The following is a 13422-nucleotide window of genomic DNA, read 5'->3' as shown; positions in this document are numbered from 1 at the left end:
GAATTTCCTTTCTCTCGCAGGTTGTTCGGCTGCGACTCTGTGGTTAAGCATACCAGATCTGGCTAACTCTCACGTAGCCGTAAGGAAAAATCCGCCGCTGGCTGAACCCCTTGTTTACGCAGGGTCAGGCAATCGGTTACCATCTAAACCCCTTTTTTAACAGGTATGAGCTAAGTCTTACTATGACTCAAGTCGCGAAAAAAATATTGGTAACGTGCGCCCTGCCGTACGCAAATGGCTCCATTCATCTCGGCCACATGCTCGAGCATATCCAGGCAGATATTTGGGTCCGTTACCAGCGAATGCGCGGCAACCAGGTTTACTTCATCTGTGCTGATGACGCACACGGTACGCCGATCATGCTGAAAGCCCAGCAGATGGGGGTGGCACCAGAGCAGATGATTGCGGACATGAGTCAGGAGCATCAGACCGACTTTGCTGGTTTTAATATCAGCTATGACAACTACCACTCTACGCACAGCGAAGAGAACCGTGAGCTGTCGGAGCTCATCTATACCCGACTAAAAGAGAACGGTTTTATTAAGAACCGCACCATTTCTCAACTCTACGATCCGGAAAAAGGCATGTTCCTGCCGGACCGTTTTGTGAAAGGCACCTGCCCGAACTGTAAATCACCGGACCAGTACGGGGATAATTGTGAGGTCTGTTCGGCCACCTACAGCCCGACCGAACTGATTGAACCAAAGTCGGTGGTGTCCGGTGCCACCCCGGTGCTGCGTGATTCTGAACACTTCTTCTTCGACCTACCGGAATTCAGCGCCATGCTCCAGGCCTGGACCCGTTCCGGCGCGTTGCAGGAGCAGGTAGCCAATAAAATGCAGGAGTGGTTCGACTCCGGCCTGCAACAGTGGGATATCTCGCGCGACGCGCCCTATTTCGGTTTCGAGATCCCCGGCGCTCCGGGTAAGTACTTCTACGTTTGGCTGGATGCGCCAATTGGCTATATGGGGTCCTTTAAAAATCTGTGTGACAAGCGCGGTGATATCGACTTTGATGCCTTCTGGCAGAAGGATTCTGACGCCGAGCTTTACCACTTTATCGGTAAAGATATCGTCTACTTCCACAGCCTGTTCTGGCCAGCCATGCTGGAGGGCAGCCAGTTCCGTAAGCCGACTAACCTGTTTGTGCATGGCTACGTCACGGTTAACGGCGCGAAAATGTCTAAATCACGCGGCACCTTTATTAAGGCCAGCACCTGGTTACAGCATCTCGATGCCGATAGCCTGCGCTACTACTATGCCGCCAAGCTCTCTTCGCGCATCGACGATATCGACCTGAATCTGGAAGATTTCGTGCAGCGCGTCAATGCCGATATCGTGAACAAGGTGGTTAACCTTGCTTCACGCAACGCCGGTTTTATCAACAAGCGTTTTGCCGGCCAGCTGTCCGCTGAACTCGCCGATCCGGCGCTGTACCAGACCTTTATTGATGCCTCTACCAGCATCGCGCAGGCCTGGTCCAGCCGCGAGTTTAGCCGCGCGGTTCGCGAAATCATGGCGTTAGCCGATGCCGCTAACCGCTACGTTGACGAACAGGCCCCATGGGTGGTGGCGAAACAGGAAGGGCGTGATGCTGACCTGCAGGCTATCTGCTCAATGGGTATCAACCTGTTCCGCGTGCTGATGACCTGGCTGAAGCCGGTAATGCCATCCCTCGCCGAACGCGCTGAAGCATTTCTCAATCAGCCGCTGACCTGGGACGGCATTGAGCAACCGCTGCTGAACCACAATATCGCCGCGTTTAAAGCGTTGTACAACCGCATTGAGATGGACAAGGTGAACGGCCTGATTGCCGCCTCGAAGGAAGATACCGCCGCCGCCCAACCGGCCGTGACCGGCCCGCTGGCGGACGATCCGTTGCAGGAAACCATCAGCTTTGACGACTTCGCCAAGGTGGATATGCGCATTGCGCTGATCGAAAATGCCGAGCTGGTCGACGGTTCTGACAAGCTGCTGCGCCTGACGCTGGATATCGGCGGCGAAAAACGTAATGTCTTCTCGGGCATTCGCGCCGCCTACCCCGATCCGGCGCTGCTGGTGGGGCGTCTGACGGTAATGGTGGCCAATCTGGCTCCGCGTAAAATGCGCTTCGGTCTTTCAGAAGGTATGGTGATGGCCGCAGGGCCTGGCGGAAAGGATATCTTCCTGCTTAGCCCGGACAGCGGCGCACAGCCAGGACAGCAGGTTAAGTAATCATCATATGATGGCGGGGCGGCGGCCGGGTCGCCGCCCCCGACAGGCTCTGGAGTTGACATGCGTTCTTTTCTGCACGTTATCTGGCAATATCTGCGCGCCTTTTTCGTTATCTGGCTCTGCCTGTACGCCGGACGTGGCGTGGCCTGGCTGCTGCCCATCGCTATCCCCGCCAGCATTCTCGGCATGCTGCTGCTGTTTATTCTGCTCAGTGCCAATATCCTTCCACTTGCCTGGGTCAAACCGGGCTGCAATCTGCTTATTCGCTATATGGCGCTGCTGTTCGTCCCCATCAGCGTTGGCATCATGGATCATATGGATATTCTTAGCGCCCAGTTTGCTCCGATCGTGATTTCCTGTGCGGTCGGCACGCTGATAGTGCTGATGACCACCGGTATGGTGGCGCAGCGTATGGACAATCGTCATAGCCGACGTCTGGAAGGCAAAGATGAATGATATCTGGTGGTCACTGCCGTTAACCGTGCTGGTGTTTCTGGCCGCGCGCCGGCTGGCGGCCAGCGTCAGGATCTCCGTCTGCAACCCGCTGCTGATTGCGGTGGCGGTTATTATTCCGCTGTTACTGCTGCTGCAAATGCCCTATACGCGCTATTTTCAGGGCAGCGCATGGCTTAACCAGCTTCTGCAACCGGCGGTCGTGGCGCTGGCGCTACCGCTTTATGAGCAGATGCATCAGATCCGCGCGCGCTGGAAGTCTATTATCAGCATCTGTTTTATTGGCAGTCTGACCGCAATGATCTCCGGCACCGCCATCGCACTATGGCTGGGGGCCACGCCGCAAATCGCCGCCACCCTGCTCCCCAAATCGGTTACTACCCCCATTGCGATGGCGGTTTCCGCTACGCTCGGCGGCATACCCGCCATCAGCGCCGTCTGCGTGCTGATAGCGGGCGTACTGGGCGCGGTATTCGGCCATATGCTGCTCAATCTGTTGCGCATACGCAGCAAGTCTGCACGCGGGCTGGCGATTGGCAGTGCTTCACACGCGCTGGGCACCGCGCGCGCTGCCGAGGTTGATTATCAGGAGGGGGCGTTCAGCTCTCTGGCGCTGGTGCTGTGTGGCATTATCACCTCACTGCTGGCACCGTTTATTTTCCCGCTACTGCTCAAACTATGCGGTTAAACTTGCGATAAATCTCTCATTTTGGCGATGAGTTTCACATATTACATTGATGGAGCGACTTAGATCACATATAACTGGCTGCCCGCCCGTTGATATGGGCTTGCATTTCGCGCACGAGGCCACTATGCACCCGCGTTTCCAGACGGCATTTGCCACCCTCTCCCCCCTGTTACAACAGGCTATACGCCCGATACTTTCCTCCGCTGATTTTGCCGGTTTTATCAGCGCGCAGCAGGCTGACGGTGTAAAACAGCAGTGCGGGCTTGATGACAGCGAGCTGGCCTTTACGCTGCTGCCGCTGGCAGCGGCCTGCGCGGTTGCGCCGCTGTCTGATTTTAACGTAGGTGCCGTCGCACGCGGCAAAAGCGGCACGCTGTATTTTGGGGCCAATATGGAGTTTGTCGGCGCCACGATGCAGCAAACCGTCCACGCCGAGCAGAGCGCGGTGACACATGCCTGGCTGCGCGGAGAAAGCGGGCTGGCAGGCATCACCGTAAACTACACGCCGTGCGGGCACTGCCGTCAGTTTATGAACGAGCTGAACAGCGGCACCGATCTGACCATTGAGCTACCGGGCAGGGCCGCCGCCACGTTAGGGCATTATCTGCCAGACTCATTCGGCCCCCGCGACCTCGCCATCACCACCCTGCTGATGGACGAAGTCGACCACGGGATCGCACCCAGGGGCGATAAGCTCGAGCAGGCGGCGCTGGCTGCCGCCAACCAGAGTCATGCGCCTTACAGCGGGGCCTGTTCCGGCGTGGCGCTGCAAACCCGTAGCGGAGCGATCTATGCCGGGCGCTATGCGGAAAATGCCGCCTTTAACCCCAGCCTGCCGCCTCTGCAGGGCGCGTTGAACTTGCTCAATCTGGGCGGAGAAGAATTGAGTGATATCCGGCGGGCGGTGCTCGCCGAAGCATCGGGGGCAAAGTTAAGCCAGCGCAGCGCCAGTGCCGCAACCCTTGCCGCGCTGGGATGCCACGATCTCATCACCATTCCGCTGGTGAAAATGTAATAAACTGGCGTTAAGACGCAAAAAGTCACCGCTTTTGTTATCAGCTGTTAACAAAAGCTGTACTTTCAGATGAATTATTTTAGGATTGGCGCCATAACATCTTCCCGCCCCTGAAAGAGTAAGAATGACATGGAACTCGAATACGAAAGTAAACGATCGCTGTATATCCCCTATGCCGGCCCCATCCTGCTGGAATTTCCTCTGCTGAATAAAGGCAGCGCCTTCTCGATTGAGGAGCGCAATGACTTTAACCTCAACGGCCTGCTGCCGGAAACGGTAGAAAGCATTGAGGAGCAGGCAGAGCGTGCGTGGCGTCAGTTCCAGGACTTTAAAAATAATAACGATAAGCACGTCTACTTACGCAATATCCAGGACACTAACGAAACCCTGTTTTATCGCCTGCTGGACAATCATCTGGAAGAGATGATGCCCATTATTTACACCCCGACCGTGGGTGCGGCGTGTGAACACTTTTCAGAGATCTATCGCCGCGCACGCGGCCTGTTTATCTCCTACCCAAACCGCGCCAACATCGAAGACATGTTGCAGAATGCCACCAAGCAGAACGTCAAGGTGATCGTGGTCACCGACGGCGAGCGTATCCTCGGCCTCGGCGATCAGGGGATTGGCGGTATGGGCATCCCGATTGGCAAACTGTCGCTGTACACCGCCTGTGGCGGCATCAGCCCGGCGTACACGCTGCCGGTCGTTCTTGATGTCGGAACAAATAACCAGCAGCTGCTGAACGATCCGCTGTATATGGGCTGGCGTCACCCGCGCATCACCGGCGAAGAGTACGATAATTTCGTCAACGAGTTTATTCAGGCGGTGAAGAGCCGCTGGCCGAACGTACTGTTGCAGTTTGAGGATTTCGCGCAGAAAAACGCCATGCCGCTGCTCGAACGCTACCGCGACGAAGTGTGCTGCTTCAATGATGATATTCAGGGTACTGCCGCCGTAACGCTGGGAACGCTGATCGCCGCCAGCCGTGCCGCGGGCGGTAAACTGTGTGAACAGAAGGTGGTGTTCCTTGGTGCAGGTTCCGCCGGTTGTGGTATCGCCGAACAGATCATCGCCCAGATGAAATCAGAAGGCCTGAGCGACGAGGAAGCGCGCGCGCGGGTATTTATGGTTGACCGCTTTGGCCTGCTGACCGACAGGCTGCCTAATCTGCTGAACTTCCAGAGCAGACTGGTGCAGAAAAGTGACAGCCTGTCAGGCTGGGACAGCGCCAACGACTCGCTCTCGCTGCTGGACGTGGTGCGTAACGCCAAGCCTGACATTATGATCGGCGTTTCCGGCCAGCCTGGCCTGTTCAGTGAAGAGATCGTGCGCGAGATGCACAAGCACTGCACGCGCCCCATCATCATGCCGCTGTCCAATCCAACCTCGCGCGTGGAGGCCACCCCGCAGGATATTATGGCCTGGACTGACGGCTGCGCGCTGGTGGCGACCGGTAGCCCGTTCTCTCCGGTAAGCTGGAAGGATAAAACCTATCCTATTGCCCAGTGCAATAACTCCTATATCTTCCCCGGTATTGGCCTCGGCGTGATTGCTTCCGGTGCCAGCCGCGTCACCGACAGTATGCTGATGGCGGCCAGCCGTGCGCTGGCAGACTGCTCACCGCTGGTGAACGACGGCGAGGGCCCGGTACTGCCGGAAGTGAATGATATTCAGGGTGTCTCTAAAATTATCGCAATGGCGGTCGGCAAGGCGGCCCAGCTGGCTGGCGTAGCGGTAGTGACTTCTGAAGACGTGCTGTCAAAAGCCATTGCCGCCAACTTCTGGCTGCCGCAGTACCGTAACTATCGTCGTACCTCAATCTGATCGTGGTTATCCCCTGAATCGATGACATCAATGCGGGTGGCTTAGCAGGCCCGTATTGATGCCAGCAATAAAGGGGGTATTTGCCTGGAAAACCCTCATCTGGCACACTGTAACTTGCTTCACCTCCTCGCCTCAAGTAGCCTTGGATCCTGTTTCCCTGCCAACCCGAGTGCCGTTCATTATGATGAAGCGCCTGATTTATGGTCTGATTATCATTATTACTTTGATAGCAGCGACCGCGCTCGGCCTCGATCGCTGGATCAGCTGGAAAACAGCCCCCTACGTGTATGACGATCTCAAAGCGCTGCCGCATCGCCAGGTTGGCGTGGTACTGGGAACCGCCAAATTTTACCGTACCGGGGTGATTAATCAGTATTATCTCTATCGTATGCAGGGTGCGCTGAACGCCTATAACAGCGGGAAGGTGAATTACCTGCTGCTGAGCGGGGACAATGCCCAGCAGAGTTACAACGAGCCGATGACCATGCGCCGTGACCTTATCGCCGCAGGCGTGGAGCCCTCTGACATTGTGCTGGACTATGCCGGTTTTCGTACGCTTGACTCTATCGTGCGCACGCGCAAAGTGTTTGACACCAACGATTTTATTATCATCACCCAGCGTTTTCACTGCGAACGCGCACTGCTGATCGCGCTGCATATGGGGATTCAGGCCCAGTGCTACGCGGTGCCGTCGCCAAAAAACATGATGAGCGTGCGGCTGCGCGAAGTGGCTGCGCGTCTTGGGGCGCTGGCCGATCTCTACCTGATGAAGCGCGAGCCGCGTTTCCTCGGCCCGCTGGTGCCCATCCCGGCCCGCCACGAGGTGCCGGAAGATGCGCAAAGCTATCCGGCGGTCAGCCCGGAGCAGCTGCTGGAGTTGCAGCAGAAGAAATAAAAAGGCTGACCCCAGGGTCAGCCTCCGGCACGGCACCCGTGCTTAACATCACTATTTCTTACGTGCGTATTTCAGCGAGTCCAGCGCGACGGCGAAGATAATAATGCCGCCTTTAATAATGTACTGCCAGTAAGGATTGACGCCGATATAGGTAAGGCCGTAGTTGATCACCGTAAAGATAATCACCCCGGTCACCACGCCCGCTACCGTTCCCACGCCGCCAGCAAACGAAACGCCGCCGACTACGCAGGCAGCAATCGCATCCAGCTCATACATAAAGCCGAGATTGTTGGTGGCCGAACCGATACGCCCCGCTTCCAGCATCCCGCCGAAGGCGTAGAACACCCCGGACAGCGCGTAGACCAGAATCAGGTTAAAGGGCACGTTAACGCCGGAAACGCGTGCGGCCTCCGGGTTGCCGCCGATGGCAAAAATGTTTTTACCGAAACGCGTTTTGTTCCACAGGATCCACACCAGAAACACGGCAATCAGCGCGTAGAAGGTGATATAGGAGAGTTTGAAGTCACCGAAGCGCAGGAAACCCTGGGCAAAAGTGGAAAACTTTTCGTCAAAACCGGCAACCGGTGATGCGCCCACGCGATCGTAATAGAGAGAGTTAACCCCATAAACGATAATCATGGTGCCCAGCGTGGTGATAAACGGCGTCACTTTCAGGTAGGCAATAATCAGGCCGTTAATCAGCCCAATCAGCGCGCCGATGGCACAGACGATCACCACAACCAGCGCAATAGGTAACGTTTCCAACTGAGGAAAGACCTTGTTTGCGTTATCCATCGACTGTAACAACGTGGCGGCCACCACGGCGGCCAATCCCACCTGACGCCCGGCGGACAGATCCGTTCCCTGGGTCACAATCAGCCCGGCCACGCCCAGCGCGATAATCACGCGTACCGAAGATTGAGTCAGAATATTACTCAGGTTCATTAAACTTAAAAATGTGGGATCCTGGATAATAATGATGGCCAGTAATACCAGCAGCACCACATAAATCCCACCTTCTTTAAGCCAGGTGAGCGCGCTTTTTTTATTTACCGCTTTCATAGTCAACAACCCGTGAGTGATTAAAGGTGCAATGAAGCCAAACGCAATATTTCGTTTTGCGTCGTTGTTTTTGTTTCGACAATCCCTGCCACCAGGCCATTACTCATCACCAGTATCCTGTCCGTAATACCCAACAATTCGGGCATTTCAGAGGAGATAATCACGATCCCCTTTCCTTTCTTCGCCAGCTGTGAAATAAGCTGATAGATTTCAAATTTTGCCCCCACGTCGATGCCACGCGTGGGTTCATCCAGCATCAGAATTTCCGGCTGGGTAAGCAGCCAGCGGCCTATTATCACCTTTTGCTGATTACCACCGGACAAAGATCCAATGGCGGTATAATGCCCCGGCGTTTTTACCCGCATCGCGTCAATCACCCATTGGGTATCACTTTTCATGCGGCCGTTATCCAGTAGCCCGATGCGGTTTTTATATTTCGCAATATTCGAAATTAGCGAGTTGAAGCCAATATCCAGATAGGCATAAATACCGGTCGATCGGCGCTCTTCGGTCACCAGAGCAAAGCCATGATTAATGGCTTCATTAGCACTGTGATTGTTAATCGCCTTACCGTGCAGGCGGATAGTGCCAGCAGATTTCTCGCGAATACCAAACAGGGTTTCGACAATATCGGTGCGTTTTGCCCCCACCAGCCCGGCAATGCCGAGGATCTCACCCTGGCGAAGGTCGAAAGAGACATCGCGTATCGACGGCTGGCGCTGCGAAGTCAGGTTGCGTACCTCAAGGATGATGTCACCCGGCACGTTGGTTTTATCAGGAAAGCGCTGGTTAAGCGAACGCCCCACCATCATGGCGATAATTTTGTCCATATCCAGTCCCTGCAACGTCTGGGTGGCGATCCACTGGCCGTCGCGCAGGATGGTTATTTCATCGCACAGCTGAAATATCTCTTCCATTTTATGGGAGATATAGATAATACCGCAGCCGCGATCCTTGAGTTTACGAATAATAGTAAACAGATGGTTGACTTCTTTTTCCGAAAGCGATGAGGTCGGTTCATCCATAATGACAATTTTAGCATCGTAAGAAAACGCTTTAGCAATTTCGACCATCTGCATTTGCGAAACCGACAGGGTGACCACCTTTTCACGCGGATCGATATCGATATCCAGTTCATCGAAAATGGCTTTTGTTTCGCGATACATTTTATCCTGGTCGACGAATAATCCTTTTTTCGGATAGCGTCCAAGCCACATATTGTCCATTACGCTACGCTGTAGCACCAGGTTCAACTCCTGATGTACCATCGACACGCCATTTTCCAGCGCTTCTTTCGCGCTTTTATAATCCACTTCTTTACCCTGAAAGAGGATGCTGCCGCTATCCTTGCTATAAATACCGAACAGGCATTTAAGCAGTGTGGATTTGCCGGCACCGTTCTCTCCCATAAGGGCGTGAATAGAGTGAGGACGAACGTTTAAATTGACATTATCAAGCGCTTTAACCCCTGGGAATGACTTACAGACAGCAGTCATCTCCAGTAAATATTCGCGATCTGACTGCACGCTATTACTGCCCATATTTTTACCCGGCTGATTAGGCTGATGCGGCCGGCTGGCCGCATCAGAAAATACTTATTGCGGCAATTGAGACAGGTTGTCTTTATCTACCGGGATATAGGCAACACGCACCACTTTACCATCCAGTTTATAGTCGGTTCCTTCGGTAGGCTGTTTGCCCGCCGCCAGGTTTTTGGCCATATTCACGGTGGCTTTTGCCTGGTTAACCGCATCGTTCAGTACCGTACCGGCCATGGCACCGGATTTCACCATCGCCAGCGCTTCGGGCAGCGCATCCACGCCGAATACCGGTACTGAGGATCGGTTATGCGCTTTCAACGCCTCTACCGCACCCATCGCCATTGCATCATTATTGGCGATCACCGCTTCGATTTTGTTACCGTTTGGCCCCGACAGCCATGCGTCCATCTTATCCTTCGCCTGGGCCGTATCCCACATGGCGGTATCAAGATGGAGCTGCTGGGTTTTCACGTCATCTTTGTTCAACGTATCAATCACGTATTTGGTTCGCGCTTCTGCATCCGGGTGGCCCGGCTCGCCCTTCAGCAGCACAAACTGCATCTGGCCGTCTTTATTCAGATCCCATGCCGGGTTGGCCTTCCAGTGTTTCTCGATCAGTTCGCCCTGCTTCACGCCCGACTCTTTAGAATCCGTCCCGACGTAGTACGCCTTGTCATAGCTGGCCAGCGCTTTCGCGCTGGGTTCCTTATTGAAAAATACCACGGGAACATCGTTGGCTTTCGCTTTAGCGATCACCACCGCCGCCGCCGCCGGATCGACAAGATTAATCGCCAGCGCCTTCACTCCCTTTGCTAACAGCACGTCTACCTGATCGTTTTGTGTCGACTGGCTGTTCTGCGAATCATTCATCAGCAGCTGCACGCCCGGACTGTTTTTGGCCTCTTTCTCAATATCCTTGCGCACCACCGACATAAAGTTGTCGTCATACTTATAGATGGTCACGCCAATGCGCGTGTCTGCGGCCTGAGCCGCGGTGCCTGACATCATACTGACCAACAGGAAGCTGAGCGTGAAAACCTTCTTATTCATATTATCTCCGGTTTTGTAGGGTATAACCTCACACAGCCAGTCGGGGAAAAGAGGCGACAGGGTGCAGGGATAAAAAGACTCACAGACGAAATTTTTCGGCAACATTGCGAAAGCCAACAACAGCCTCGACCCACCCATTTTCACCGGGCAATGCTTGCCATGCGTAGAGTGGTTAACTATTCCACAGGTGCCACGAAGTGCGTGATATGCGCCAGTCGCACAACGAGATGGTGTTATCGCACCTGTTGAACGCTGCCATCTTAGATAAATGAATGTTAATTAACTGTGAGTTTACTCACAAATTGAAAGCGGTTACAGTGGGGAATCGGTCGTGTTAGTGACCGCCGCCACAGTTTGTCGTGCCGCCACCGAATGACGTCTGACCAGAGTAGGCATAAAGCAATGATGGTCGTGGATGTTGATCTGTCCTGCCGCTGCTTTCAGCGCCAGTTCGCTGGCCAGTTTCGCCATAGAAACAATCGGATAGCGCACCGTGCTGAGCTGCGGATCGGTATAGCGTGCAAAGGGAATATCATCGAACCCTACCAGCGAAAGCTGCTGCGGCACCGCAATACCGTTATCTTTCAGCGCCGCCAGCGCTCCGGCCGCCATGCTGTCGTTATAGGCAAATACCGCCGTCAGCTGCAGATTGCGCCCCAGCAGCTCGACCATCGCCTGCTCCCCCCCCTGCAAATCAGGCTCGCCCTCGGCACACCAGCCGTCAGCCGGGGTAATGCCCTGCTCGCTAAGCGCCTGATACCAGCCTGCGCGCCGCTGTACGTTGTCTTCAATCGGATGGATGGAACCAAGATAGGCAATGCGCTGATGCCCATGCTGTAGCAACAGGCGCATCGCCATCAGCGCTCCGCTCACGTTATCAAGGCTCACACAGCGGTGGGCAAAGCCCGGCACCACCCGATTGACAAGCACCATGCCCGGCACCTGCTGCATCAGGTCGGCAAGTTCGCCGTCGCACAGGGCTTTTGCATGCACGATCAGGGCATGACAGCGCTGCCGGATCAGCACCTCAATGGCGTGGCGTTCTTTATCAGCACGATGCCATGAGTTAACGATCAGCACCTGTTTTTGCAGCGACTGGGCAACGGTATCCACCGCCTTAACCAGCGCACCAAAGAAGGGGTCGGAAACGTCCATTACCACTACGCCGATGGTATCACTGAAGCGGTTAGCCAGCGCCTGGGCGTTGGCATCAGGGCGGTAGTCCAATCGTTGGATGGTTTTCATTACGCGGGCCCGGGTATCTGCGGTGACTAACGCGCTGTTGTTCAGCACCCGCGAGACGGTAGCAACAGAAACGCCCGCCTCGCGGGCCACATCGCGTATCGTCATCATGGCCGGTTGCCGCAGAAAGATGGGTTATGCATTCGAGTTCCTGACATGGGATGATCCTGCCGTCTATTTTGTCAGGCGTTGACGGCTGGCTGCGTGAGAGATATCACAACCATGAAAGCGGTTACACGATCATTTTAGCGCTTTGTGAGCCAAATCATCTTCCGGCGGACGGCCTGTCCTCTGGGCTCAGACCGAATGCGGTTAAGCGCCGCCACAGCCATTCCACCGGCCCCTGACGGAAAAAACGCAGCCAGAACACGGAGAACAGCACGTTGACCAGCCAGATCGCGGGTACCAGCGCCATAAGTTGCAGGCGGTTAAAATGGTTGAACAACGCGAAGTGATTAAACAGCGTGGTGCAAATCAGCGTCTGTAGCAGATAATTGCTTAGCGCCATGCGCCCAATGGCGCTGACGGCCGAGGTCAGGCGCAAACGCTGCAACTGGGGCCACCAGCCAAAACAAAGCGCGGCATAGCCCAGCGCCTGGAACGGTGCGCTGACTTCACGAGGTAACTGCAGAAAAAAACCGGCCCAGCGAAAATCCCACTGGCAGTACCATTGCAGAATAATAGAGGGGATTTCGATCAGCATTCCCGCAAGGATCAGCAGCACGCCGTTACGACGGTAGTGTTGCAGGCTCCAGTCGCCGCGCAGCCAGCCGGTGCGCATCAGCGCCGCCCCTAACATCATTAACCCTGCCAGCTGCCAGCCGTACTGCGCCGCCAGCGCCATCAGCGTCGATCCAAACATATCCAGTCGATTGGCCATGGCTTCCCAACCGCCGTTTGTTCGCCAGAACGTTTCGTACTGCACCTCCGCCGCATCCGGCAGCCAGGAGCTGTTAGCATGCGGCCCGGACGCTAACCCGAGCACCAGCAGTGCCGCACAGCCAACCAGATAAAGCATCACGCCGGTATTAAATAGCTGTCGGCTGCCGGGAACGTCACGGATCATGCGCCAGGCCACCAGGCCAGTCAGCCCCCAGGCCAGCAGGATATCGCCCTCCCACAGTAGGAGCGCGTGCAGAAAACCGAAAATCACCAGCCAGGAGAGGCGCGACTGTATCCAGCGCTTTCCCCTCGGCAGCAACAGTTGCAGACCGGCACCAAACAGGATGGCAAACAGCGTGAGAAACTTGGCCTGCGCCAGCAGATCCATCGCGGCCCACGCCCAGAAATCACTGGCGGAAGGCATGCCGTGCCAGGCAGGATTAAGATAAGCGGCCTTCGGTAAACCAAAGGCGGTGATATTGAGCAACAGAATGCCGAGGATCGCCACTCCACGCACGAAATCCAGCGGAAGAATACGGGGCATAGCAGGTTCC

General features: G+C 55.3%; 11 protein-coding genes. 6 read left to right on the top strand and 5 right to left on the bottom strand.

Features of this window, described 5'->3' with window-relative positions:
* Positions 1-131 precede the first annotated feature (131 nt).
* From metG to sanA, 6 genes are all read left to right on the top strand, one after another.
* A complete protein-coding gene (gene metG / locus ETA_RS07580; RefSeq protein ID WP_269446411.1) occupies positions 132-2213 on the top strand; it encodes a methionine--tRNA ligase in 2082 nt (693 codons plus the stop codon).
* Between the two features lie 60 nt (positions 2214-2273).
* Entirely contained in the window at positions 2274-2669 is a 396-nt protein-coding gene (locus ETA_RS07575; protein WP_012441038.1) for a murein hydrolase regulator LrgA, read from the top strand.
* Positions 2662-3354: a CidB/LrgB family autolysis modulator gene (locus tag ETA_RS07570; protein ID WP_012441037.1), complete on the top strand. Its 693-nt coding sequence runs from the start codon at positions 2662-2664 to the stop codon at positions 3352-3354. The genes ETA_RS07575 and ETA_RS07570 overlap by 8 nt, the downstream gene beginning before the upstream one ends.
* A 124-nt stretch (positions 3355-3478) precedes the next feature.
* Positions 3479-4369: a cytidine deaminase gene (cdd, locus tag ETA_RS07565; protein WP_012441036.1), complete on the top strand. Its 891-nt coding sequence runs from the start codon at positions 3479-3481 to the stop codon at positions 4367-4369.
* A 129-nt stretch (positions 4370-4498) separates the two neighbouring features.
* The gene (locus ETA_RS07560; protein ID WP_012441035.1) at positions 4499-6196 is read left to right on the top strand and encodes an NAD-dependent malic enzyme; all 1698 of its coding nucleotides are present in this window, start codon (positions 4499-4501) and stop codon (positions 6194-6196) included.
* Between the two features lie 181 nt (positions 6197-6377).
* The gene (gene sanA / locus ETA_RS07555) at positions 6378-7091 is read left to right on the top strand and encodes an outer membrane permeability protein SanA (RefSeq protein ID WP_042959296.1); all 714 of its coding nucleotides are present in this window, start codon (positions 6378-6380) and stop codon (positions 7089-7091) included.
* A gap of 51 nt (positions 7092-7142) precedes the next feature.
* Here the strand turns inward: sanA and mglC are convergent, their stop codons facing one another.
* The 5 genes from mglC to yeiB all read right to left on the bottom strand — a co-directional run bounded on the left by mglC (position 7143) and on the right by yeiB (position 13412).
* Complete coding sequence (mglC, locus tag ETA_RS07550) at positions 7143-8153, bottom strand: galactose/methyl galactoside ABC transporter permease MglC (protein ID WP_012441033.1); 1011 nt, start codon at positions 8151-8153, stop codon at positions 7143-7145.
* A 20-nt stretch (positions 8154-8173) separates the two neighbouring features.
* Positions 8174-9694, bottom strand: a complete 1521-nt coding sequence (gene mglA / locus ETA_RS07545) for a galactose/methyl galactoside ABC transporter ATP-binding protein MglA (RefSeq protein ID WP_012441032.1) — start codon at positions 9692-9694, stop codon at positions 8174-8176.
* Positions 9695-9748: 54 nt separating this feature from the next.
* A complete protein-coding gene (gene mglB, locus ETA_RS07540; RefSeq protein ID WP_012441031.1) occupies positions 9749-10744 on the bottom strand; it encodes a galactose/glucose ABC transporter substrate-binding protein MglB in 996 nt (331 codons plus the stop codon).
* A gap of 312 nt (positions 10745-11056) precedes the next feature.
* Complete coding sequence (gene galS, locus ETA_RS07535; protein WP_012441030.1) at positions 11057-12097, bottom strand: HTH-type transcriptional regulator GalS; 1041 nt, start codon at positions 12095-12097, stop codon at positions 11057-11059.
* Between the two features lie 154 nt (positions 12098-12251).
* Positions 12252-13412 (bottom strand): DUF418 domain-containing protein YeiB, encoded by a 1161-nt coding sequence (gene yeiB / locus ETA_RS07530; RefSeq protein WP_012441029.1) that lies wholly within the window; start codon positions 13410-13412, stop codon positions 12252-12254.
* Positions 13413-13422 lie beyond the last annotated feature (10 nt).

Origin of the sequence: Erwinia tasmaniensis Et1/99 (assembly GCF_000026185.1) — a bacterium.
Classification (GTDB): domain Bacteria; phylum Pseudomonadota; class Gammaproteobacteria; order Enterobacterales; family Enterobacteriaceae; genus Erwinia; species Erwinia tasmaniensis.
Note: the sequence above shows the minus strand (reverse complement) of the source record. Positions and strands in the feature narration are given on the sequence as shown.

What these genes read in the sequence shown, in the direction of transcription:
- ETA_RS07575 (WP_012441038.1), top strand. Translation starts at nt 2,274, where the DNA reads ATGCGTTCTTTTCTGCACGTTATCTGGCAATATCTGCGCGCCTTTTTC.
- ETA_RS07570 (WP_012441037.1), top strand. Translation starts at nt 2,662, where the DNA reads ATGAATGATATCTGGTGGTCACTGCCGTTAACCGTGCTGGTGTTTCTG.
- cdd (WP_012441036.1), top strand. Translation starts at nt 3,479, where the DNA reads ATGCACCCGCGTTTCCAGACGGCATTTGCCACCCTCTCCCCCCTGTTA.
- ETA_RS07560 (WP_012441035.1), top strand. Translation starts at nt 4,499, where the DNA reads ATGGAACTCGAATACGAAAGTAAACGATCGCTGTATATCCCCTATGCC.
- sanA (WP_042959296.1), top strand. Translation starts at nt 6,378, where the DNA reads ATGATGAAGCGCCTGATTTATGGTCTGATTATCATTATTACTTTGATA.
- mglC (WP_012441033.1), bottom strand. Translation starts at nt 8,153, where the DNA reads ATGAAAGCGGTAAATAAAAAAAGCGCGCTCACCTGGCTTAAAGAAGGT.
- mglA (WP_012441032.1), bottom strand. Translation starts at nt 9,694, where the DNA reads ATGGGCAGTAATAGCGTGCAGTCAGATCGCGAATATTTACTGGAGATG.
- mglB (WP_012441031.1), bottom strand. Translation starts at nt 10,744, where the DNA reads ATGAATAAGAAGGTTTTCACGCTCAGCTTCCTGTTGGTCAGTATGATG.
- galS (WP_012441030.1), bottom strand. Translation starts at nt 12,097, where the DNA reads ATGATGACGATACGCGATGTGGCCCGCGAGGCGGGCGTTTCTGTTGCT.
- yeiB (WP_012441029.1), bottom strand. Translation starts at nt 13,412, where the DNA reads ATGCCCCGTATTCTTCCGCTGGATTTCGTGCGTGGAGTGGCGATCCTC.